This is a genomic window from Curvibacter sp. AEP1-3 (assembly GCF_002163715.1).
GTDB lineage: Bacteria > Pseudomonadota > Gammaproteobacteria > Burkholderiales > Burkholderiaceae_C > Allorhodoferax.
The window spans coordinates 1,834,567-1,858,343 of record NZ_CP015698.1; the positions used below are offsets into that span (position 1 = coordinate 1,834,567).

Consider the following 23,777-nt stretch of genomic DNA (forward strand, 5'->3'; position numbering starts at 1 on the left):
AATTCAAATGGGATATCAGGGTTGTGCAAAAACGAGTGCCGCGTTGCTGCCCCCGAATCCGAAGGAGTTACTCATCACGTATTCCAGGTCTGGTACTTTGATCCCTTGTCCTCGAAGGAGGTAGGCATCGCTGAAATGCGGGTCGATGTTGCGAAGAAAGGTGGTCGGTGGAATCCAGCGTTCTTGAAGCGCTCTTACGCTCACCACAGCCTCCAATGCCCCGGCCGCCCCGACGGTATGGCCCAGTGCGGACTTCACCGAGGAAATCGGTGTGTCGGAAAAAGTGGCTCCCAAGACTTGGTGCAGCGCCATGATCTCGGTGGCGTCACCCTTGCGGGTTCCTGTTGCATGTGCATTGACGTAACCGATGGCGGCCGCTGGAATGTGAGCATGACGAAGGGCCTTTTGCATCGCAAAGGCTTGGCCAAGTGCCGCAGGTTCAGTCAAGTCCACCGCATCACAGCTGTGCCCATATCCCACAACACGGGCTAAAGCTCTGGCACCACGATTCCAAGCGTGCTCCTCGCGTTCCAGGACCAAGCTGGCAGCGCCTTCCGCCAAGCAGATGCCATTGCGATTTGTATCGAATGGGCGGCTGGCGTGGTCTGCACTATCGGGGGAGTTTCTCGCTAGAACGCGCATGCGTGCCCACGCATGCAACATACCTGGCACAAGCGAGGCGTCACTGCCGCCAACGATGGCTACATCCAAGTCTCCTCGCTGCAACGCCAAAGTGGCCTCGCCAATCGCCATAGCGGAAGATGTACAAGCATTCGCAAAAGTGACGCATGCACCTCTCGCCTTGTATTCCATGGCAATAGCTGCTGCCGGAGCATTTGGCATGATGGCCGGTACGGTCCATGGCGAAGGTCGGGAGTCTTGCGGGTCAGGGCAATACTCTAGATAGTTGCGCTCGATCCAGTGTGCACCGGCCAGCCCAACGCCCCAGTAAACCCCTAAACGCAAGCCTTGATTTTCCAGCTCGCCTCTGGCGACACCATGAAGGGATAGAGTACCTTGCTGGTTAGCTTGAGTAATGGCCTGTTTGGCCACATCCAAAGCCATCAATGTTCCCCTGTCGCGGGACACATCGCCTACATCTTCCGGTGTATCGAAGGCAGGATGCACATAGCCCAATGCAGTCGAATAACCAAAGATAGAACTAGGTACGAGTCCGCTGTAGCCCTCCCGCAAGCGGTACATCATGGAATCCACATCGATTCCCAGCGAACTGAGCGCTCCCAGTCCGGTCACAACGACTTTATCTGTCATGCTTTGGGAGCCTTCTTGGCCAACTGCGCCTGCCGCAATTGATCGTCCAATTGATCCATCGCGCTGGCAACATGTCCTGAGGGTTTAACCAGGCACAGGGGGATCAAGCGGGCCAGGTCACTAAGTCGTGAAGGGGGATCGCCCTGCAACAGACCATCTTCCAGGTATTCCAGTACAAAAGACCCGAACGTGTCGTCACAGTGCAGGAGGATCTCAACCCGGGTGAGTGAATCCGCTCCGAATTCTTCAAAGTTGGGATCCCCATCCAAAACTTCCATGCTGATCTTGTAACGGGTGTGGACAAAGCCCTTGAGCTCTTCGTGTATTGCTTCTATAGTCGGTAAGGGAGTCATGGCAAAGCGGCCCCTAAAGAGGCACTGGCAAGTAAGGAATTCAATGCAGTGATATCCAGCAACCAATTGCTGAACCACACAGTGTTGGCAGGGGTAAAGCGTCCGGCCCAGAGCTTGTTATCCCATTCGGCAAACAAGGGATAGCGGCCATCTTTGAGGGACCAATCTGCGGACCGGTTTTGCACTTCCATGGGAATGGACAGCATGCGCAAAACGGATACACCCTGAACGTTTTCCTCCACAAAGCTGGCCGTCCCCAACTGCAAGCTGCCATTCGCGGAAGTCGTGGTGAATGCCATGGTTCCGGCAAGGTCGGCAGTTGCACCTGTGGCCTGCTTAGTGATGCTCCAACAAATGCCACCGAAACAGGTCCGCGGGCTGTTCTTGAAAGCACTCAGTGTGGTAAAAAACGTCGCGACTTTGTCGAACACATATTCGTCACGCAATGCGCGTCGCTGGATCCGAAAACCCAGCGCGCCACTGCCAAAGCTTCCACTCATGGAAGCCAGACCCGGGATGGCACTGAAGTTCAGACCGGATATGTCGCGTCGCTGAACGATGAGTTCACGTTGCGGGGCGCCACTGTCATTGGTAAAGCGTTCCTGCAATTGGCTGGGTTGCGAATTCAACAGGGTGGACGCAATGGAAATGACCCCTGCATTACTTTGAGGGTCTGAGGCGTTTGCATTGAAGGGAACTCTGTAACCATTGGCACCGTTGCTTTGGTAGGTACTGTCCACTTGCCAGCTTGCGTTGCGCCATACCACGCCCGTGGTTGTTAGGGATCCGTTCAGGCCACTGGCTTTGAAGCGGACATAACTTCGTGGTGAGGCGCCGAAGAGATTGACATCGTGAATGCCGATGCTCAAGGTGCTTTGCGCCTCTGACACTGTCAGAGCGACCGGCTTGATCCGTTCTGCTTTTTCTTGATCAAGTACCAGAGGAGTAGCACGCATCTGGGCACTCACGCGAGTGAGTTGGTCGGCTTCTGTTTCCATCGCGCCACTGGGCCTTGTGTCTTTGAGTGCTTGCGTCAATAGCGTTGCAGTGCGCAGTCCCAAGCTTTCTGATTGCGTGCCATAGAGTTCACCAAGGTCTGTGCGTAGTCGCTTTTGCGTCTGGGCCAGCAAGGCGGTCAGGACGCGTCCACTTTGTTTGGCGAGGTCTCTTGCTGCATCGCTCAAATTGGCTGATGCATCGAAATAGTCCAACTCGGTATCCGAAAATCCACTATCCCGAAGCAGCGTCGCCATGGCGTCTGATGAGTTTCTGCCAAAAGTCGTGGTGGGATCCGCACTCGACAAACGCAATGTAGACATGGCACTCAGCACGGGCTTGGCAGAACCCCAAGCCGCCAACACATAGCCGTCTTGGCCTTGTGCGCGCAAAGTAGTGCCTGTTGCTTCGTCCACAACATCAGGCCCCACCTCGGCAATGATTTGTTTGGAGCCCGTATCGGCCACAGACAGCGGGGACACATTCAAGGTGTAACGTCCACCTGCTCCTGTGATCGCACTGGGTTCACCGCTGTCGCATACCCAATTCGCGTTCAGGTCCAAGCAAACTTTGGCGCCCACCAGATAGCCATCCAGCACGACTCCACTCAATTGCGAAGTCACCGAAGGATTGACTGTTTCACTGGTCGCACCATCTACCGATCCAGCGGAGGAACTCCCACCACCGCCACCGCCACAACTGCATAAACCTGCTGCCGCAATTGCGACGAGCAATGTTTTTGTCGGGTATGGGTGGAAGTGGCTTGAATTACGTAGCCACCTCATAGTCAGGCTGCCTGTAGCTGTGCCTGCTGCGCCAGCAGTTGCTCACTCAGTGCGGAATCTGCGTACATAGCGTCGTTCCAGGCCACCGCCTCACCGCCCTGTACTTCCACTGTTCGATGGCCGGCACTAGCTACGTCAGCAATGAAGCGTTGCAACATGTTTCGCAATTCGGCATCGCTGGTACCTTGGTTATGGGCATCCTCCAACCGTTTGCGAATCACGCCCTCTACATCCAGATTGAACGTCTTGGGCTTGTTCGAAGCTGAGGTGTCCGCGCCGTCCAGGTATCGGAATGCCACATCCGCAATCTCTCCGGTGCTGCCATCCGAGCGCTCAAAGGTGGACTTGCCCATGATGTAAACATCACCGACCTGGTCCATCATCTGGTCAGACTTCAGATTGATCGCCTGGATGTTCCAGGCGTCCAACCCTTTGAACTCACCTGCATCCGTGACGCCGTCCTGGTTCTTGTCCTGCCAGACTCCGAACTTGCTCCACTGTGCGTCTTTGGCCGTCAGGCGACCATCCTTGTCGGTATCAAACCCGCTCAGGCCTTCCAAATCGGTCATGGAACCTGCCAAGTAAGACAAGAAGGACACCTCATCGAGGTCTTTGATGATTCCGTCCCCGTTCTTGTCAAAAACAATCATGCCGTCGTCTGCGGCTGTCCATGACAAAAGATCGCGTGCCCCGTCGCCGTTGATGTCAAAGAGCACCTTGGAATCGTCCAGATCGGTGTACTTGATACCGTCACCATTCAAGTCAATAGCGACAGGTTTTCCGCCACTGGAAGCCCGTGTGCCCTGGTGGTACGTCTCCACATACTGCCGGGCCCAGCCGCCCTGGTTGTCCCAGACATCCACGTTGAAGCCGGCTTGGCCGCTGTACTCGTCGCCATAATGATTCGTGTAGGACAAGTCCCATGTGGCGGGCAAGGTTCCAGACGAGGCTACCTTTCCAAACTCATCGTAGTTAGTCCACGTGGCCTGGCTCATACTCACATCGCCATGGGCGGGCGCAGAACCGATGCCTGCGCCCAGGTTGGTCGATGGGCTGTCGATATCCGCACCATAGATCCTGGCATTGAAATTGCCGCCGATGTAGGCGCCTCCATTGGGCCACCCCGAGAGGCCTACCAGCCAGGGACGATCATTTTGCGCGACCACATTGAACTGCACTTGACCATCGGCAAAACCGCCTTGGTTGTCCCGGACCCGGTACGCAAAACCTGCATCTCCGGAATAGTTTTGCTCCAGTCGTACCAACAAGTCGTTTCCGTCTTTTTGGGTTGCCGCAATATGGTTGTAAGCCCAAAACTCAGTGGAGGTAAGTGGATCACCGTCCACATCAGTGGACCCCATGCTGGCCACAAAGTTGCTGAGCCGGATCCAGCCACTGGCATTGGGGTCTTGGCTGGAGGACCAAACACCATCCTCAGCTACCGTAAACCCTGTGCGTGCTCGTACCGTCGGGTTGTCATTCACAGCTGCCACATTGACGTCCACCACTTGGGTAGAGGTGGCTCCGCTGGGGTCTGACAAGGTGTAATTGAAGCGAGCCACACCATTGAAGTTGGCCGCCCCTTGGAACACCACCTGTTGGGCTGCCCAATCGATGGTGGCCGTACCGTTGCTGACCGGAGTGATCGAGGTCACTGAAAGCTTGTCACCATCGGCGTCATAGGCCCCTTGCGCCAGATCGCTCAGGTTAATGCGCAGTGGCGTGTCCTCCAGTGCCCGGCCATCAATCTTCTTGTATGCGGCTACCGGTGCATCATTGACATTGGTGAACGCGACGGTTGCGGTAGCACTGGCGTTGGCACCAGAAGTGTCGGCGACGGTGTAAACAAAACTCGCATTTCCTGCAAAGTCTTTGTTGGGTGTGAACACCACTTGACCGTTCTGGATACTTACCTGACCACCGTTAGCTCCCGTTACACTTTTAACAGTGAGTGCGTCGCCGTCTACGTCTGTGAAATTGCGGATTAATTCAGAGAACGAGATCGTCTTGACGTTGTCTTCCACACCATTGGTGAGCGCAGTGGATAAGGCGTTGGCAACCGGTGCATCATTGATTGCAGCGAGATTGAGTGTGACTGTGTTGCTGCCAGTCGCCCCCGCACTGTCTGCGACCGTGTAATTGAACTGCACCACGCCGTTGTAGTCGGCTTTGGGTTTGAACACGACATTTCCAACTGTGTCCAGAGTTACCGTGCCCTTGTTCTCGTAGCCATTGGCCATCGAGACCGACAAGATGCGCAGCACATCCCCGTTGGTTTTGGTGTCCACGTCCACCAATGCGGCATTTGCAATCAATGCCTGGGTGGAAAAAGTCCGGGTTTCATCCTCAAGCAACTCGTACTTTTGGGCCAATGGCACCGGTGCATCATTCACAGCAGAGACATTGACTGAGCCCCAAGCCCCCACACTGGCACCCGCATCATCCGTGACCCAGTATCGGAAAGTCGCAACGCCATTGAAGTCTTTACCCGGTGTGAAAACCACATTGCCGACCGAATTGAGAGCGACCGTGCCGGTGCTGGCATCACTCACCCCGCTCAAACGAATACGTTGCCCATTGGTGCGGATATCCACGTCATCCACGCTAGCCAATAGTGTGGCGGCCAGCACAGTAAGGGTTCCGTCCTCTTCCATCGCCTGCGCAGGCAACTGCTTGACGACCACCGGCGCATCATTGATGGCTGCCACAGTGAAGTCGAGGGTGTTTTGTTGGGTACTACCGTCAGTATTGCGCACGGTGTAGATGACTTGCGCGGAGCCGTTGTAGTTCGTATCCGGTGTGAATACCAACGTGCCGTTGGCATCCATCGCCGTATTGCCATGCTGCGTGGAGACTACATTCACAATCGTCAAAGTTGACGCAATCCGAATAGAGGTGTCTTCACTGGCCTGATCCGGTCCGGGCAACAAAGCAGAGGCTGCTGAATTCCCGGCGCTGACGTTGATGGTGACGGGGACTTGGACCGAAGCCCCTTGCGAGTCCACGATCTGCAAGGTCAACACCGTGTCGCCCAGCGAACCCGCCTTAAAAAGAACAGAGCCATCCTTTTGTTGCCAAGCGTTACCTGATCCAATGGATACCACCTTGGCTAACTTCAGGGTGTCGCCGTAGATCAGGTCGGCATCTTTGACGTAGCCCAGCAAAGTAGCCGCCTCAATGCGCAAAAGTGCATCGGGCCTAGCATAGATCTTGGCAGATTGGCCAGAGGTGATTGGCGCGTCATTCACTCCAATCACATTGACATGGGCTACTGCTGTGCTGACAGCGCCCGCTGCATCCGCAACGCTGTACTCAAAACTTGCTTGCCCCTGAAAATCCGCATCCGCCGTAAAGACTACGCGCCCATTGACCCATTGCACACTTCCGTGCTGAGCTTTGCCAACCTGGACCACTTCCAAGCGCTCGTTGGAATCGGTTGCCATGTCGGCATCGGTATCGTTGGCCAGCAATTGAGATATCGCCAAGCTTAAAGTACTGTCCTCCAGCGTCGTAAAGTTGTCGCTATTTGCCACTGGCGCGTCATTCACCGAGGCCACATTGAGCCAGACCATTCCGGTGCTTTGCCTTCCCGCAGAATCCTGCACGGTGTAACTGAAATAGCCTGTGCCATGGGCGTTGGCTGCGGGATCGAATAAGACGTCGCCTTGAGTATCTCTAGACAGGTGACCACCTGCAGCGTCTTGCACACTCATCAATGTCGCGCCGGTCAGGCCGGCTAACAGGTCCGCGGCTTTGATACGGAACTGGGTGTCTTCGCTGCCTTCAAACACTCTTGCAAACGTTGTTGCGCCTGTATCCGGGTTGGTATGTACCTGATCGAAATACTGTCGTAATGCGCGCTTGACGGCTTCCGGGTCGGGCGCGGTACTGGTGGTAAGAAAGTCTGTCCCGAGCGCAGTGGTCACCAGTGGCGTGCCCACCTGATTGCCGCCACCACTCCAAGGGGACGCGCTGCCCAGCGAGACCCCATAGGCGACATATTCTGCATCCAGATTCCAAGTCGCTCCATTGTCAAAGCGCAGGTACTGCACCCGGTTGCGCCCCTCGCCATCGCTCAAGAAAAAGTCCGTGACGGTCAGAGAGCCTTTGCCCGCCTGGATGCCAATCAACAAATCCTCACCGGAGCGCACAGTGGTGATGTCCGAGCCGTAGATACCTGCACCCAGCTGAATGGTGTCCACACCTGAATTGCCAGTTCCCTTGCGCAGGGTGTCGTGTCCATCGCCCAAGGCGTAGACGTAAGTATCGTTACCACTGCCGCCTATCAAGTTGTCATTGCCTCGGCCACCGGTCAGTGTGTCGTTACCTTCGCCGCCATCCAAAGTGTTGTCAAACGCGTTGCCTACCATGACGTTGTTCAGCGCGTTGCCTAAACCATCAGCTTTTGCGTTGGCTGTCAGTTGCAGGTTTTCCAAATTGGCACCTAGCACTGCATTAAGCAGACTGCTTTGCACCGTGTCTACTCCTTGGTCCGCAGCTTCGGTAATGACGTCGCCCGTGGAGTCCACCACGTACACATCGTCCCCGACTCCGCCATCCATGGAGTCTGCACCCATGCCGCCATCCAGCAAATCATTGCCGGCGCCGCCAGACAAATTGTCTGAGCCTGCACCACCATACAAGCGGTCAGCGCTGGCGCCCCCGGACAGTGTGTCATCACCTTCGCGCCCGTCCACCACAATACTGCCCGGGCCGCTGGTGCTGAAGGTGTCTGCCCCGGATCCGCCAAACGCGGCCTCAACGGTGGACAGAGCCAAATCCATCTTGACGCCTGCAGCGCCCTCCACGACTACGATGTCGAAACCTTTGCCTCCTTGAACAAATGCAGGTAAGTCTTGTGCATCAATGACAAGGGTGTCATTGCCATCGCCGCCTACCAGAATGTCCTTGCCCGAACCACCTTGTAGCCAGTCATCCTGCGCGCTACCCATGAGCGTGTCATCACCTGCGCCACCGGAGAGCCAACTGGCTGTCTTGGCGATGATGGTGTCTCCGAGTCGGCTGCCTATCGCTCCCTGGGTGTTGCTATCCAAGGTCAGGTTCATCGCTTTATCAGCTTGTGCCTGCACTAGGGTTTGCCCGTCGAGGGTGCCGACACGTGTAGTGCCGTCAGCATTGACGCCCAGCACCTTGTAGCCATCAGTCTCAACTTTGAAAGTGACATCGGCTACTGCGCGACTGACCGTCTGGCCGTTTTGCACAAAGTTTGCTGTGCTCATGGCAGATATCTCGGCATCGCCACCGCTATAGTTAACGATGCGGCGCTGCCCGGAGATGGACACCAGACCCGCTTGCGCCAAGGTTTGCAACTCGCCCGCATCGGTCACGCCGTTGCTGTTACCGTCTTTCCAAAGCAGCAGTTTTTCAAATCCAGCATCTGCTGCATTAACCACTCCATCGCCATTGGTGTCATGCAGCTTCATGAGCGCCTGCAAGTCTGTGTCTGCCTCGCTGGTTCGCGCAGCAAACGCAATTTCCGAGCCCAGGCTAATTTGGCCGTCACCGTTCAGGTCTTCAGCCAGCAGGGCATCGTCTTTGCCTACCCATCCGGTGTGGTGCAGATAGCCATCGCCCAGGCTGTCAAAGAACACGTTGGATGCGCTGCGGGCAATGAGCTCTACCCCATCACCATCCATGTCAATTACTACCGGGTCACTGTCTGAGCTGGATGAACTGTAATTGCGCCCTTCGTTGGAGTAGTTGCTGCCACCAGAGTCGCTGTCGCTAGACGGGGTGCTAGGGCGGTTACTGCTATTTGAAGAATTACCTGTATCCGTGCTACCTGCAGCTGGATTGCTGTCTGGTGTCGAATTGGTGGGGTGGTTGTACGCGCCACTGTCATAGCTGGTGTCTGTCCCGGGTATTGCCCCGCCAGTGACCACAGAGCCATCTCCGGACGTGATTGGATTGCCCGACCCATCGGTCCACACGCTACGACTAAAACTCTCACCGGGCAACTGGGCGGTGAACGTTTTGGTGCTGCCGTCTTCGCTGACAACGCCGGTCAATACGACGCCGTTGGCATACCCGTAAGTGAGGTTCCTGGAACCATCAGGGTTGGTGCTGACGCTGGAACTCACCGCAGATGTGAACGCAGGATTTCCAGCGGCAGTTCCCAAGGTGTTGCCATCCGGACTGGCCGTGCTGGTGACACTGCCGTCGGGGTTGACGGTAAGTGTGCTTCCATCGTCATAGGTGACGGTGGTGCCGCGTTGATTCGAATCAATCGGCAGGTCACTTGCCAGTTCTTTGCGACCATCCACTGCACGATCCAGTTGCCCGATGGAGGTGTCTGGCTGAGGTGCATCAGTATTTGGAGCAGGTGGCGTTACGCCCGCTTCTTTACCGGTCTCAGTTGGCAGGGTCTCTGGTGCTCCGGTGATGCTGACCTCGGCGACCGTTTGGCCTTTGAGCAGGTCTCGGTAGAGGTAGACGGGTTGGCCTGCGGCGTCGGTGCTAAGGGTTTTTTCGATATGGCTAAGCACCGGGCCCGTGTCAGAACTGAAACGAAACTCTTCCGCTTTGATCAACTGCCCATGCAAATACTGCGCACTGACAATCGAATAAGACTCTCCGCCTAGCCCATTTCCTTCATAAGATTTACTGATTACGGAAACCATCCCACTGCCATCATTGCTGGGGTTGGTATAAGTAAATGTATTTGCTGACTCGCTTCGCTGGAGTGTGACGCCTCCCGCGTAAAAGTACTTTACGTCACCGTTTTCGAACTTCTGCGGCACATAAACAAAAGTACCCGCATTTACTTTATCGGCGGACACAATCGAAGGATTGTTAGACAGCACTGCTCTATAGAACTCGTCGGGGCTTTTAAAGCCAAATTCAGCATTCTTCTGCAGTGCCCACAAATCCGAAAGACTCCCCCCATTTTTAATCACAGCACCATGATCTTTTTCATTTAAAGAAACGAAATCAGCGCTAACTCGCGGTAACTTCAGGGCTTCTTCGCTATTTGAGATAGCAGGAATATCTGTTAGATTTACAGCTACACCATCAACTTTTTCGGTATTTCCCTTGACGTCAGACACTGTACTGATGGGCAACCCATTTGCTTCAAATATGCCATTTTTGATCACTCCTGGAACTCGAACCTCGACGAATTTTCCTTCCGAAGTTTGAATAGTCGTGACCTGAAAGACTACGCCGGTTTGGCCGATTTTTTCGTATTGAATACTGCCGGGCAAATATCCAGAGGCGGATAGGCCTAAGGAATAATTTAGTGCGACTTGCCGCTGGTAGTTGGCTTGGAGATTAGCAGTCACCGGATCTGGAAAGCCTTCTATTTTTGCAATATTTAACAAGCCATGTTGATTTGCAATGTGACCAGCTCTCAAACCCAATTCAAGTGAAAGTACACCATCTTGTTGCAAGCTATTCAGGTAATTGACGTCCGTCTTTAGTTTTTCGAGGCCCTTTGAAGTAATGACATCAGCACCTGGTGCGTCTTCCCCTGAGAGACTTACTGTTGTGTATTTACGTACTTGAAAATCACCGGGACTCCATGAATAGTCTCGCATCAAATCCGGAAGACCTTGTTGAGCAATCGTGTCCTTCAAGGCACTAAACTCAGTGGAATTAATCTGTTGCCCTACCCCCGGTCCATCAATACTGACGCCTCGGAGTCCAAAAAATTTGGCAGCAAGCTGATAGAGCCCACCTCCAGCAGAATGTCCTGACCCATCAAGCTTTGAGCGAGCATCGTCAAAGGACAATGAATCACTGCGGGTTTGAATGGTCTTGATTGATGCAGCTACAAACTGAATGGCATCCGTCATTTGCGAATTCCACTTTCCAGTGGCAAACGCGAAATCAAGGGAAGCATCACTTTTGAGCGAAAGTGGATTCAGGCTGTCGGTTCCGCGAATCGAAACCCGATAATTGCCATTACCATCTGTCATCAATTGACCGGCAAAACCAGTGCTTGTTTGCGTAAAATTCTTTACGTTTACCGCTGTCCAACCCGCAGGCATTTCGTCTGTTCCGGAATTATTGGATTTGTAGCCTACTTGGGCATTTACCAAATAGCCTAGAAGTTGGTTTTGTGTATCAGCCATCAGTTTCCTCCTTTGTTAATCATTTATTCAATTCAGGCAACGCACGTTTGATTAATTGCTTGAATTCACTCGCCCCTTTTTCATCGACCTGCCGCACTTGCGCTACAAACTTTTTGGGAAGGTAAATCACGTGTGCATAGTCCGTTCTCAAGTCACGTACCTCATCATCACGGGTTTCATTCGGCATATCGATGACGAGTGCAAAATCATTCACTTTCAGTGGAACCATTCTGGGGTTACCAAATCCCCCCATACTTCCGTGGACACTCAGATAGTTGTACCCAGGCAATAGGTTTTCATAAAATTGAATTTGATACAAGGCCAAGATTGGCCATACAGGTTTACTGCCCTTGTATCCAATCATGGAGAGATTTTCATATTTCTTTTGCTTTCCAGGTCTTTCGGCGTATTCTTTATCAACATCAATTTGTCTTTTATTAATATTGCTGCTCAGCACATGTTTTGAGGCGGGGATCATGTAAAAAGCTCTATGCGAATACTTTGTATCCGAGATTGCTTTAATTGGGATATTACTCTTGTAGTAAATTTCAAAGACATGGTCTATGCCAGCGCTACAAACTTCTTTATTGCCTCCAAATCCACACTGTTCAGCTCCCTGTGGCAGAGTTCTGTAAGCAATGGCATCGGCGCCTTTGAGTTCCTTGTCGATAAAGCTCTCAGGCATGCAGTATTTGGCTGCGAACTCAGGCGTTACAGCCCAGATGTATTCATCTTTGGTGTATCTGACTCGGTTCGGACGCGGGCCGCTGTAGTAGCCGTCGGTGCACGATTTGTATTTTTTTTCCAGCTCCCCATACTCTTGTTGGGTCAGTTGTCTGTTTTCTGCTTGTTGAGAAAAAGCTTTCACAGTAGATGCTGCAAATAACAACATTGCAATGAATTTGAAAAATATAAGAATTGCACCTCTGCATTTATTGCCACCTAAACTTGTTACTTGAGTTTTTGTAAGTGCGTTCATGCTTCTTCCTTTTCTCCGCTTTTCAATGGGATCGACTGGGCAGCTTGCTCTCTATTGGAATAGTTGTATCTCTGGACTGGTATCAGTAGTCTTATTAATCTACCAATCCAGGCTTCTTCCATTACAAAATGCAAACTACGAATATTTGTTGGGCACATTTTCTTCAGCTGCAGACTTAGGTGCTGCCTTTTCCTTTTAACGTGGCAATCCAATAATCCAGGCCTTACCAGTCTTGACATCGAGCCATTGAACACTCCATGAAATGGATGGTCGTGCATCACCAACTACGCTTATCACGGCTGAATTTGAAGGTGCAATCGATGCAGACATAGATAAGGAAACCTTGGAAAAGCACTCTTCATGACGAAGCGGCTCATTCAAGAATCGAAAGCAAGTACCAACCCCTCTGCGATCGAATACAGCAAGCTTCCCGTCTCTGGAGACATCCCGTACGATCAACCACATGTGATCGTCCACCGGCTCCCAAAGGACTTGGCCGTCTTTCTCCACCTTCTTGAGCGTAGGAAAGTACGGCCGTACGGGGTCTCGGGGACCTTCAATGACAACCGTCATGTTTCTGCCGAACTTGCTCATATAGATGACCTCACGCAGTTCGCCGGTACGTGGTTCAGGCTTCAGAAAATCGCGTCCATTTGGTCGTTTGGGATAATCCTCTGCCGCCAACATCAAACGCTTGCCATCTGGCATATACCTCGGCGTAACCTTTGGAAAGGCCGCTTGGTAGTCGGTCTTTTGCACTGTGCGTTGGGTGGCTACATCGAGTTCTTTGACATCCCAAGCACCGCCACCCATGCCGCCTTGGAGTTGATTGCTCACGCCCCAATACAAAATGCGTGTGCCGTCTTGGGTCAGGCTGGGATATAGATAGGTGTTGAATGGATCACTGGTGAGCTCCTTTATCTTTTTTCCATTCAGATTGAGCAGAACAAGCTTGTTGCATGACTGGCGCGTGGGTTCCGATGGAGGGGGCGAGGTGCAAGGTGCGTATTCCTGAGCAAAGATGGCATCCCCATTCCAGGTGTATGCAACATCTCCATAGCTCGCATCCGCATTGAGATCGGGAAGGTTTTTCCATCGATCTCCTCGGATGTCATAGCGCAAGATCTTGCATTGCAATCTGTCGCGCTTGACGTAGGGGTCAGGACACGCGGTCACGATGAAGTTGCTCTCATCTGGAGCGAAGTTCACAGTTTCCGGATACCAGCCCACATTGACCGGAAACTTGGCTGTCTCTGCTTTTTCCGACAGCATCGGTTGCGCAACAGCTTGCAATGCGATGACGTAAAGTGAGATCAGTATAAAAATCTCGACCAGTCCGTTCAGCATTTGCTTGCGACTTGGAATGCTGACGTCGGAAAAGATGTATCGCAGACCGTCCTTCAACAGGAGTCTGTCCACAACGTACCTAAAGAAAATTTTCAGGGAATGCGTTGGTACCCAACGCCTCAACGCCAACAAATAGGCGCCCCTACGGACAGCCGCCTCCCCAGTAACCATGAATGCCCCTCAGCACATGCGGTGGCTATAGCCACTCGTATATTTCTAACTTCTCAGTTCGTTCCAACACTACGAACCAAACTGTTTATATCGGTGGGCTTCGAGAGGGTTCGCTGCAATTGTGTACTGCAAGACAGATTTCAACGATTGGATGCTTATCCAAGGGTTGTGCCTAGGTTGAGACAGGCACAGAGAGCGACTTTGACTGAACGCGCCATGGACAAATTGCAATCTACGCCAGGGGCGTAGTACCTTGGATGGGAAGAGAAGAACGCCGGTATCCCTCGACGATAGCGTTAGTCAAGTCGTCTTGCGTGACCAATGATACTTGCTGCTCATACAAAGCAATCATGTTGTTGATCGCCGTGTTGATTTCCGCCGCACCCCCGTTGGGTCAGGGTTCAGCGCAATTCAACAGGCCCACCAATAGCGCGATATCCGTCAGCAGCAGCCTTGCCCGATCCACTCACTGGAAGTGGAGGGATGCCAAAGTTATCGCATTCCAAATTTCGGCAAAAGTTGAGCTGCAACCCCTCAAAGTCGACTGGGATCCGACCTTGACCCCCAACCTGCTTGCGTTTGTAGCTTCGCGCCAAAAAGAAACCTCCGGTGTAATACCGACGGTTTTACCAGACTCGGAGTTCCGTCAACACTTTAATTGAACGGCTCGCCCGGTCTAGCGGGGGGCTTTTCACAATCGAAGTCTAGGTCGAATTGGTGTCACTTTATGGGGTGGAAAGGTCAACTTTATGTGGTTGAAATCTAACATTATGGGGTAACCCACACCTTTGCAATGCATCTAGTGATTTTCTGCACGCAGACTTAGCACAGCAGCCACCGACTTCTGCTCATTTGTACCCAGGCAAACAATTGGCGCCGCGCGCTTTATAACAAATTTTTTATAGTCGTTGTGATTGCAAATTGCAAAGCATTTGAAGTGTGCAAAGCGCAGTGAGTAGTAATAAGTGGCGACATCCTAAGTCGCCCAGTACTTAAATCAGGGGAATGGTTTGTTTATAGGTCTTTGCGTTCCTACGACTTCGTCATCCGGTGGTTCTTTAGACCTTCTACAAGCAGGAAGGCTGCGAAAGTCATCTCAAGTTCTTGCCTTAATAATGAAGAACTCCGACTACCTCGCAGGCTCAGGGATAGCGCAACCCAATCACGTTTTAACCGAAACATTTGACTGGCCAGTTCTTGCCACCGTGGGTAGGGTGATAACTGTCAGATGGGGCAATGTCTGGGCACCGCCTGTGTCAATTGTTGGTGAAGAGCGCAAAAAGCCGTCCTCGCCAAGTACTTTGCGACCACGTGTCTGCAGTCCCAGCGCCAAGAGTTGTCTACCGGCACCCATATTCTCACAGTCATCCACGAGCAGGCGGGCGCAGTCCGCTTCAATGGCGCTAGAAAAGATCAGCCCTCACCGGCGTGCCTACCTCGAATGCCACACCCCCTGCACAGTGGTGACACCGAACCTGCGCTACTTCGAGCAAGGATTGGAGAAGTTCAAGCGGGTCGCAATTCAGCTTAGTTTCAGGATCAGGGTGCAGAGGAACAGTATCTCGCTTGGTTTGCGCAGCGCCAATATGTAACCCCTGGCACAAGGATTCGAAATTTCATCCTCCGCTTTTGACGCAAATCTGTTGGATTCAGATTATCGAGAACGGAGTAACTACTTACCTTTCCATTCAGAACTAATCCACTATGAATATTCTCGTTCTCGGCGTATCGGGCATGCTGGGCAGTGCCATGTATCGCGTACTCTCTGCTGATTCAAGTTTGAAGGTGTACGGCACAGCTCGCAGTGAGGGTGTTCGACAGAGATTTACTGTTGATTTGTCATCCAGAATCTTCACGGATGTGAACGCTGAAGACTTAGGTAGCCTTATAGATACTTTTGCAAACGCCCGTCCAGATGTGGTGATCAACTGTGTCGGGTTGGTCAAACAACTCAAGGATGCAAGCAATCCTTTACTTGCTGTGCCGATCAATACCTTGTTGCCTCACCATCTGGCCGCCTTATGTAAAGCAATTGGGGCCCGTTTGGTGCAGATCAGCACTGACTGCGTATTCTCAGGGTCCAAAGGAAATTACACAGAGACCGATTTTGCCGACGCCGACGATCTGTACGGGCGCACCAAACTGCTGGGAGAGGTACACCAGCCCCACGCCATCACCCTGCGTACCTCCATCATTGGACATGAATTGAGTGGGCATAGAAGCCTAGTGGGTTGGTTTTTGGCACAGCAGAAGGCTGTCAAGGGATTTACTAAAGCCACCTTCTCCGGACTTCCAACTGTGGAGTTGGCCCACGTAGTAAGAGACTTTGTCCTGAAAGCGCCGAGTCTGCACGGGGTCTACCACGTTGCAGGTCAACCTATCAACAAATATGAACTCCTCAAACTGATAGGTGATGTTTATCAGAAGGACGTGGAAATTATTGCAGACGAGTCTCTTGTGATCGACAGGTCTCTCAACGCCCAGCGCTTTAACCAGTCTACTGGATATCAAGCGCCTGATTGGCTAAGCCTAGTTCAACGCATGCATGCATTTCAGTAATAGAGAAGAAGTCAACATGTTTCTGAACAAGACATTAATGATCACCGGAGGCACTGGCTCATTTGGCAATGCAGTGCTCAAACGTTTCTTGGAAACGGACGTCCGGGAAATTCGCATTTTCAGTCGCGATGAAAAAAAACAAGAGGACATGCGCATAGCGCTAAATCATCCTAAGCTGAAGTTTTACGTGGGTGATGTGCGCAACAACGAAAGCGTGTCAGAAGCACTTAAGGGTGTGAACTATGTGTTCCATGCCGCGGCACTCAAGCAGGTGCCGTCCTGTGAGTTTCACCCCATGGAGGCGGTCCGCACCAATGTACTGGGTACAGAGAATGTGATGAACGCGGCCATTGCCAACGGTGTGGAACGGGTAGTTGTGTTGAGCACCGATAAGGCCGTGAAGCCGATCAACGCAATGGGCATCTCCAAAGCGATGATGGAAAAGTTGATGGTGGCGAAGTCACGCATGCGTTGCGAGGGCGAAACCGTGTTTTGTGCCACACGCTATGGCAATGTCATGGCCTCGCGTGGCTCAGTGATTCCACTTTTTGCAGCGCAACTCAAAGAGGGCCGTGAGCTCACTGTAACCGACCCCAATATGACTCGGTTTCTGATGTCTCTCGACGATTCGGTAGACCTTGTCATCCATGCCTTTACGCACGGCCGTCAAGGAGACATTTTTGTACAAAAGGCCCCCGCGTCCACCATCGAAGTTCTGGCGGAAGCCATGTGTGCCATATTTGGCAAGGAGAATGCGGTGCGCGTCATTGGCACTCGCCATGGAGAGAAACTATACGAGTCCCTGGTTTCACGGGAGGAACTGGCCATTGCCGAAGACATGGGCAAGTACTACCGCATTCCAGCAGACAACCGTGATCTCAACTACATGAAGTTCTCGGTGGAAGGCAAGGAAGAGATAGCCAACTTTGAAGACTACACCTCCCACAATACGCGCCGGCTCGACGTTGAAGACGTGAAGAAGTTGCTGTTGACACTCGACTATGTGCAGGAGCAGCTCAATGCCTAAGGTGATGACCATTGTGGGCACCCGACCTGAGCTGATAAAGATGTCGCGTGTGATTGCTGAGTTCGATGCTCACACCACGCATATTCTCGTGCACACCGGCCAGAATTTTGACTACGAACTCAATCAGGTTTTCTTCGATGAGATGGGCATACGTCGACCTGACCATTTTTTGAACGCGGTGGGTGATAACGCAGCTCAAACTATTGCGCGTGTGATTGAAAAGTCGGATATGGTGATGGAGAAGGAAAAACCGGATGCATTACTGCTCTACGGCGACACCAATTCATGCTTAGCCGTCATTTCGGCCAAGCGCCGCAAGATCCCAGTGTTCCACATGGAGGCCGGCAATCGCTGCTTTGACCAGCGTGTACCTGAAGAGCTAAATCGCAAGGTACTCGATCACCTGAGTGACATCAACATGGTGCTCACCGAGCACGCTAGGCGCTACCTCATTGCCGAGGGCATCGAACCTGACCGTATCCTTAAGACCGGCTCACACATGCCCGAAGTGTTGGCTCACCACCGAACGCAAATTGAGGCTTCCGACACGTTGGCGCGTTTGGGCCTACAAAAAGACCACTACTTTCTGGTCAGTTGCCACCGCGAAGAAAACGTGGACTCGCCAGGGAACCTCTCGCAATTTCTTCAAACACTGCAGATCATTGCGAGAACCTATGACATACCCGTCATCGTCTCCACCCACCCACGAACCGCTAAGCGTTTGGAGTCCTTGCGGGTTGGGAGCACTGAGGCTCTAGACAGCCGTATTCGGTTTCTAAAGCCTTTTGGCTTCATCGATTATGTCCGCCTGCAGTTGGACGCCTTGTGTGTGTTGTCCGACAGCGGCACCATCACCGAAGAGGCCAGCTTGCTGGGTTTTCCTGCCGTGACCATTCGTAGCACCCATGAACGCCCCGAAGGCATGGACCAAGGAACCCTGATCATGTGCGGACTTAGTGCCCCAGATGTGCTGCACGCCATCAGGGTCACTCTCAACCAGCACACCAATGGCGCCACACCGCCGCCCGACTACTTGAGTGGCGCAGTATCAAAAAAAATCCTCAAAGCCGTTCTGAGCTACACCACGTTCATCAACCGGGTGGTCTGGAACAAATAGAGCAAAGCTTCCTATGACATTCAATCAACAGCAACTTAAGCAATTTACTGACGAATCTTGTGTCCGCCTGCTCGCAGCGCGACCAGACATTGATTCTTTTGACGCTCCGTTCAAGCATGTTGTGATCGATAACTTCTTCCCGCAAGCCTTGGCCGACGAATGCCTGAACCGTTTTCCGGCTATTACTGAGCCTTGCTGGGAAAGCGCGAACGATGCTGACATCGAAATCAAGTACCGCACCAATTGGAAATCCGAGTTCGATATTCCAGAGGGGATTGTGGATGCAGTACGTATTCTCAACAGCGCACCCTTTCTCAAGGCCATGTCTCAGGTAATGGGTATCCAGAAGATCGTGCCAGACCCCTATTTCACCGGTGGCGGCCTAAACGTCACCATGCGCGGTGGACTTCTCGATGTGCACGTTGACGGTAACTATCACGATGCTTCAGGCCTCAATCGGCGCCTCAATGCTTTGGTCTACCTAAATCCCGATTGGCAGGAAGACTGGGGAGGCGAGCTTGGCATATACGACAGTGAGGGTGAGCAGTGCTTGAAAAAAGTGGCTCCATTGTTCAACCGACTGGTGGTGTTTGAATCCCATGACAAGAGCTTTCACGGCCTACCGGACCCGGTGAATTTTCCGGAAGGTGTACCGCGCCGCTCAGTGCTGCTGTACTACTACACCAAGGACTCGCGTCCCAGTGATCAGATCGTCGTGAATAACCCGCACAGCGCCCTTTGGAAGAAACGCAATCTGCTCGACAAGCACGGCAACCGCGAGCGCAATCACGATTGAGCATGCAGCAAGTCCTCAATATCTCGAAACACGACACCATTGGTCGGCGTTTCAACAACCTGGACGCACGTGAGGGTTTTGAGCCCTATGGCTGGCATGCCCGCTTTGCTTGCTGGTCAGAACGAAATGGGCCTGCTGACGTAGTGCAGCAAGCTTCAGGCGTTCCCCGCAGGAGCGTAACCCGTGCGCTGGCCAAACTGGGGCGTTACAGCGGGAACATCAATGGCTACCATCGCAATGCTGGTGCATTTGTGGGTCTACCCTTCTATCAACAGGCCGACTTGTTGCACTTTCATATCGTGCATGAGGAATACCTCTCCGTGCAGGATTGGGTGCGCATCGCGGCGGGCAAACCCGTCGTTTGGACTTGGCATGACCCCTATATGTTTAATGGCCACTGCATCTACTCGATGGGATGTACCGGCTTCGAGACAGGTTGCCAACGCTGCGACCACCTAGACTACCACTTCCGGGTGCACCGTGACCGGTGTGCGCGCAATCTCGAAGAAAAACGTGCCGCGGTGAAGCAAATCGACCCCTTGGTAGTCTTAGCCTCTGACTACATGCAGGATCTTGTTGATAGATCTGTCTACCGCGACTTTGTGCGCACCCGGGTGGTACCTTTCGGTGTCCGGGAAGTCAAGGCCTTGTCAATGGAACTGGCACGTCAGCGACTGGGAATTCCGCCCCACAATATCGTAGTGGGTTTTCGGGCGGTGTACTCCGATTACAAGGGCATTGGTTTGATTCAAGCAGCATTGCAGAGGCTGTCTACTCGCTACCCCCACACTCCACTGTCCGTCATCACGTTTCAAGAAAAAGGATTTTGCGAAGGCTTGAGCGCGCAATTCCAGGTCATCGATGCCGGCTGGATTAGTGACGACGCCATCGAGGCCTATTACGCCGCAATGGATTTTTTCCTGATGCCCTCGCGGGCCGAAGCTTTTGGCCTCATGGCCATCGAAGCGATGGCCGCTGGCGCATGTCCGGTGGTCACCTATGGCACCGCACTGCCCGACTTGGTAAATGCGCCTCTGCACGGTATATGCAGCGCGCATACCGAAGAGGACTATGCTCAAACCTTCGAGGCCGCTGTATTTGAGCACAAGCACCACGCCAAACGACGCATAGCGCGTCAGGCCTACGCCGCAGAGCGCTACAACCTGGACTTATTCTGTCAGCGCATGTCGGCCATTTATAACGAAGAGTATGAATATCATAATCGTGTCCGATGTGCCGCCTGATGCGCGCTACACCGCTGGCCAGGTGCTATACCGGGCCATTGATGGGCTCTGCGAGCACCAGTTCCGCTTTTACTGGTTCAACCAGTCGCGGCTTGATATGAGCGTCACGCTCCCCGCCAATTGCCACACCGTGGCCGTTCTGGACACGCAATACGGCCGCACGCTTGCATTTCTGATGAGCGTCTGTAACTTCCTTATGCGCCATTTGATTTTCATGGCTAGGCCTATCTATGGCGCTAAAGCTGCGCTGGCGCTGGGTTCGCTTATGTTTACTGCAGTTAAGTTGGGCCTCTTGGTGCGTCGGGACCCAGCGCGTTTAGTCTGGTTTGTATTGCAGGGCGAGCGCACCACCATGGCATATCGTATCGTCACCTGGATCGCTAGCAAGCCCTATATGTTGCAGCAGTGGGATCCGCTGACGTGGTGGATGGGACACCGCCAGCACCCCCGTAAACTGATTAGCGTCGCCAAAGGAGTGTTGCACCGGTTGGAGCAAACCGCGCTGGTAAACATCGTGCCCAGCGACGTGTGGAAGAAAAAGCTGCAACAAGAAGGCAAAACCGCTACCAGGCTGGACAACTTCTTCCGCCAGAGTCTGTTGGATGAAACCCGGTTTGTAGCCCTGTGCGATCCACGCGCACTACATACGGTATTTGTCGGCCAGTTCTATGCAGGTGCGGAGCTGTTGCGGATCGTACAGACGCTTCAGCTGTGCCTGCAGGGCAGTGGTCGACGGCTGGTGATTCATCTGTTTGGCTCCAGCAGTGGCGTCCGGTTTGAAGGTTGCGAAGTGATTGAGCACGGCTATCTTGGGCGCGACGCGCTCATCCAACGCATTGCAAAGTGGGACTTGGCCTTGTTGCCGTACCCCATGGCACCTGGCCACAAGGAGACAGCGCTGCTGTCGTTCCCCTCAAAGGCTCGTATCTACTTGGCCGCCGGCCTGCCCGTGTTGGCTCATGCCCCCACTTTCTCGGCTGTGCACCAGTTTATGGCGCAGCACTATCCCACCCATTACTGCAATATTGAAGTGCAAAATCGCCCCGCCCAATTTGTTGATAGCCTGCTGAATGCCAGCTATGCCGATCGTTACAAGCGCTTTGAGGAAGCCCGCTGCCTGATAAGTGCCGAGTTTTCTGAGGCCGCCGAACTCCAACCGTTGCGTGCAATCATCGGAGTCGAGGTATGAACACACGCGTGCTTGACGGCCTCCTGCTGGAAAACAAGCTCTTGCAAGACCAGCTTAATCAACTGAGGTACTTTCTGGCGGGCTCTTATGGCCTCAAGCTGCAAGTTCCCGATGTCCAGTCGGGACAGTCGATCTACTGCGCCAAGGAGGACCTGCACCACATCGCAGCCGGGCTGCTTGCGCCGTCCGTTACCTGCGCAGACATAGGCGCAGGACTGCGTCCTCAGCGATTGATGGACTGCCCAGTGCATGTGCTGGTGGAACCTTGGCGCCCATATGCAGACCGACTAGTGCAGAGCTTTCCGGCCAAGCTGGTGGTCAACGCTTTTGCCACGCCATACCTTGCCGACCTCCAAGACAAGAGCCTGGACACTATTTTCTTACTCGACGTGATCGAACATATTGAGAAGGAGGAAGGTCGCGCCCTGTTGCAAGAGGCTTTGCGCGTGGCACGGGTGCAGGTGGTGCTCTTTACGCCTATCGGTTTCATGCCACACGAAGTGCATGACACCTCGGCCGACTGGGGCGATGTAGAACATGGCATCACCCAACAACATCTCTCGGGCTGGACGCCACAAGAAATGCCGCATGGCGTGCATGTAATCTGCGAGGATTACCACACTTCGGAATACGGAAAATTTGGCGCGTTCTACTCTATCCTCACGCCTGCCAAATCGAAACAGGCTCCCCGCTTGGTGCTCGTGTCCGACGCATTGCCCGAACACTTTGCGCTGGATGCCAACGATGTGCTGGTGAGCGATGTACGCTTTATCGAGCTCAGCCATCTTCTCAACCGCATTCCCAAGCGCAACATGCTGGTTGTACCTCTGGAGCTTATGGCCGAGCAAAGCATCGTGCCTCTGGAAATACTGCGGCGCACCATCATCAATCTACCGATTTTGCAGCACTATGTTCAGCACTTCGAGCAGGTGCTGGCCTTCGGCAATGCTGCGCAGGCCGTGTTGCAGCGCTTGCAACAACGTTACGAAACAACATGAGCACCAACATGAGTCAGGCCGGCCCCGCCAGTGCGACATCGGCCTTGTTGGCGCTGCCGGCCACAGTGCTGCGCTACCGCGGTCTGCTTGGCCATCTGATTTACCGCGAAGTACATGGTCGAGTTACTGGCTCCATGCTAGGCGTGGGGTGGTTGGTGCTCCACCCCTTGCTATTGCTGGCCATGTACACGTTGGTGTTTGGCGTGTTCATGCAATCACGCTGGGGGGCGCACGGCGACGGAATTGCTTATTTCGCGCTGGCCCTGTTTCCTGGTCTGTTGGTTTTCAACATATTTGCCGAATGCGTCAACCGAGCCTCCACACTGGTAATGCAAAACCCCAATTACGTGAAGAAAGTGGTGTTCCCGCTGGAGCTTCTCATCGTGCCTGTGATAGCCGCTGCCTTGGTGCAGTTTGCAATTGGCTTTGCGCTTTGGCTGACGTTGGTGTTCGTACTGCAAGGCGAGATCGGCTGGGGTCTGTTGCTGGTGCCGCTAGTTTTGCTGCCCTTTGTGCTTCTCGTAGCCGGCGTAAGCTGGGCGCTAGCTGCCATGGGCGTGTATTTCCGTGACTTAGGCAATTTGATCCCGCTGGTTACTCAGGTGCTGATGTTTATGTCGCCTGTACTCTACCCCCTGTCCAACGTACCACAAGGCGTGCGTCCTGCGCTTTACCTCAATCCTTTGACGTTGGTGGTGGAAGCTGTGCGTGCCGCAGGTCTACAAAGTGACCCTGGTGGACTGCAACTCCCTGTTGGCTATGGCTTGTATGTGTTTGTTTCAATTTTCGTAGCCTGGCTCGGTACAAAGGTGTTTCAGGGCCTGCGCCCTGGATTTGCCGACATGGTGTAG

15 protein-coding genes are annotated in these 23,777 nt (G+C 53.3%); 9 read left to right on the plus strand and 6 right to left on the minus strand.

What is annotated here, in order from left to right; genetic code table 11:
- Positions 1–15: 15 nt before the first annotated feature.
- The 6 genes from AEP_RS08510 to AEP_RS08535 all read right to left on the minus strand — a co-directional run bounded on the left by AEP_RS08510 (position 16) and on the right by AEP_RS08535 (position 13,882).
- On the minus strand, positions 16–1,272 hold the full coding sequence (locus tag AEP_RS08510) for a beta-ketoacyl-[acyl-carrier-protein] synthase family protein (RefSeq protein WP_087494978.1): 1,257 nt from the start codon (positions 1,270–1,272) through the stop codon (positions 16–18).
- Positions 1,269–1,625: a hypothetical protein gene (locus AEP_RS08515; protein WP_087494979.1), complete on the minus strand. Its 357-nt coding sequence runs from the start codon at positions 1,623–1,625 to the stop codon at positions 1,269–1,271. Before AEP_RS08515 ends, AEP_RS08510 begins: the two co-directional genes overlap by 4 nt.
- On the minus strand, positions 1,622–3,244 hold the full coding sequence (locus AEP_RS08520; protein WP_157673108.1) for a hypothetical protein: 1,623 nt from the start codon (positions 3,242–3,244) through the stop codon (positions 1,622–1,624). Before AEP_RS08520 ends, AEP_RS08515 begins: the two co-directional genes overlap by 4 nt.
- A gap of 164 nt (positions 3,245–3,408) precedes the next feature.
- Positions 3,409–9,957, minus strand: coding sequence for a tandem-95 repeat protein (locus AEP_RS08525; RefSeq protein WP_198301924.1), 6,549 nt, complete (start codon positions 9,955–9,957; stop codon positions 3,409–3,411).
- A 1,561-nt stretch (positions 9,958–11,518) separates the two neighbouring features.
- Positions 11,519–12,478, minus strand: coding sequence for a hypothetical protein (locus AEP_RS08530; protein WP_157673109.1), 960 nt, complete (start codon positions 12,476–12,478; stop codon positions 11,519–11,521).
- A gap of 195 nt (positions 12,479–12,673) precedes the next feature.
- The gene (locus AEP_RS08535; protein WP_157673110.1) at positions 12,674–13,882 is read right to left on the minus strand and encodes a hypothetical protein; all 1,209 of its coding nucleotides are present in this window, start codon (positions 13,880–13,882) and stop codon (positions 12,674–12,676) included.
- Positions 13,883–14,346: 464 nt separating this feature from the next.
- Here AEP_RS08535 and AEP_RS08540 point away from each other — a divergent pair, with 464 nt between their 5' ends.
- The 9 genes from AEP_RS08540 (at position 14,347) to AEP_RS08585 (ending at position 23,777) form a co-directional block, all read left to right on the plus strand.
- Positions 14,347–14,658, plus strand: a complete 312-nt coding sequence (locus tag AEP_RS08540; RefSeq protein ID WP_087494984.1) for a hypothetical protein — start codon at positions 14,347–14,349, stop codon at positions 14,656–14,658.
- Positions 14,659–15,700: 1,042 nt separating this feature from the next.
- Complete coding sequence (locus AEP_RS08550) at positions 15,701–16,555, plus strand: dTDP-4-dehydrorhamnose reductase family protein (protein WP_087494986.1); 855 nt, start codon at positions 15,701–15,703, stop codon at positions 16,553–16,555.
- Positions 16,556–16,571: 16 nt separating this feature from the next.
- Entirely contained in the window at positions 16,572–17,582 is a 1,011-nt protein-coding gene (locus AEP_RS08555) for a polysaccharide biosynthesis protein (RefSeq protein ID WP_087494987.1), read from the plus strand.
- The gene (gene wecB, locus AEP_RS08560; RefSeq protein WP_087494988.1) at positions 17,575–18,699 is read left to right on the plus strand and encodes a non-hydrolyzing UDP-N-acetylglucosamine 2-epimerase; all 1,125 of its coding nucleotides are present in this window, start codon (positions 17,575–17,577) and stop codon (positions 18,697–18,699) included. Before AEP_RS08555 ends, wecB begins: the two co-directional genes overlap by 8 nt.
- A 13-nt stretch (positions 18,700–18,712) precedes the next feature.
- Positions 18,713–19,495, plus strand: a complete 783-nt coding sequence (locus AEP_RS08565; protein WP_087494989.1) for a 2OG-Fe(II) oxygenase — start codon at positions 18,713–18,715, stop codon at positions 19,493–19,495.
- Between the two features lie 2 nt (positions 19,496–19,497).
- A complete protein-coding gene (locus AEP_RS08570) occupies positions 19,498–20,739 on the plus strand; it encodes a glycosyltransferase (RefSeq protein ID WP_087494990.1) in 1,242 nt (413 codons plus the stop codon).
- Positions 20,705–21,928, plus strand: coding sequence for a hypothetical protein (locus AEP_RS08575; RefSeq protein ID WP_157673111.1), 1,224 nt, complete (start codon positions 20,705–20,707; stop codon positions 21,926–21,928). Before AEP_RS08570 ends, AEP_RS08575 begins: the two co-directional genes overlap by 35 nt.
- Positions 21,925–22,926 (plus strand): hypothetical protein, encoded by a 1,002-nt coding sequence (locus tag AEP_RS08580; RefSeq protein WP_087494992.1) that lies wholly within the window; start codon positions 21,925–21,927, stop codon positions 22,924–22,926. Before AEP_RS08575 ends, AEP_RS08580 begins: the two co-directional genes overlap by 4 nt.
- On the plus strand, positions 22,923–23,777 hold the full coding sequence (locus AEP_RS08585; protein ID WP_087494993.1) for an ABC transporter permease: 855 nt from the start codon (positions 22,923–22,925) through the stop codon (positions 23,775–23,777). Before AEP_RS08580 ends, AEP_RS08585 begins: the two co-directional genes overlap by 4 nt.

What these genes read in the sequence shown, in the direction of transcription:
- AEP_RS08510 (WP_087494978.1), bottom strand. Translation starts at nt 1,272, where the DNA reads ATGACAGATAAAGTCGTTGTGACCGGACTGGGAGCGCTCAGTTCGCTG.
- AEP_RS08515 (WP_087494979.1), bottom strand. Translation starts at nt 1,625, where the DNA reads ATGACTCCCTTACCGACTATAGAAGCAATACACGAAGAGCTCAAGGGC.
- AEP_RS08530 (WP_157673109.1), bottom strand. Translation starts at nt 12,478, where the DNA reads ATGAACGCACTTACAAAAACTCAAGTAACAAGTTTAGGTGGCAATAAA.
- AEP_RS08540 (WP_087494984.1), top strand. Translation starts at nt 14,347, where the DNA reads ATGTTGTTGATCGCCGTGTTGATTTCCGCCGCACCCCCGTTGGGTCAG.
- AEP_RS08550 (WP_087494986.1), top strand. Translation starts at nt 15,701, where the DNA reads ATGAATATTCTCGTTCTCGGCGTATCGGGCATGCTGGGCAGTGCCATG.
- AEP_RS08555 (WP_087494987.1), top strand. Translation starts at nt 16,572, where the DNA reads ATGTTTCTGAACAAGACATTAATGATCACCGGAGGCACTGGCTCATTT.
- wecB (WP_087494988.1), top strand. Translation starts at nt 17,575, where the DNA reads ATGCCTAAGGTGATGACCATTGTGGGCACCCGACCTGAGCTGATAAAG.
- AEP_RS08565 (WP_087494989.1), top strand. Translation starts at nt 18,713, where the DNA reads ATGACATTCAATCAACAGCAACTTAAGCAATTTACTGACGAATCTTGT.
- AEP_RS08570 (WP_087494990.1), top strand. Translation starts at nt 19,498, where the DNA reads ATGCAGCAAGTCCTCAATATCTCGAAACACGACACCATTGGTCGGCGT.
- AEP_RS08575 (WP_157673111.1), top strand. Translation starts at nt 20,705, where the DNA reads ATGAATATCATAATCGTGTCCGATGTGCCGCCTGATGCGCGCTACACC.
- AEP_RS08580 (WP_087494992.1), top strand. Translation starts at nt 21,925, where the DNA reads ATGAACACACGCGTGCTTGACGGCCTCCTGCTGGAAAACAAGCTCTTG.
- AEP_RS08585 (WP_087494993.1), top strand. Translation starts at nt 22,923, where the DNA reads ATGAGCACCAACATGAGTCAGGCCGGCCCCGCCAGTGCGACATCGGCC.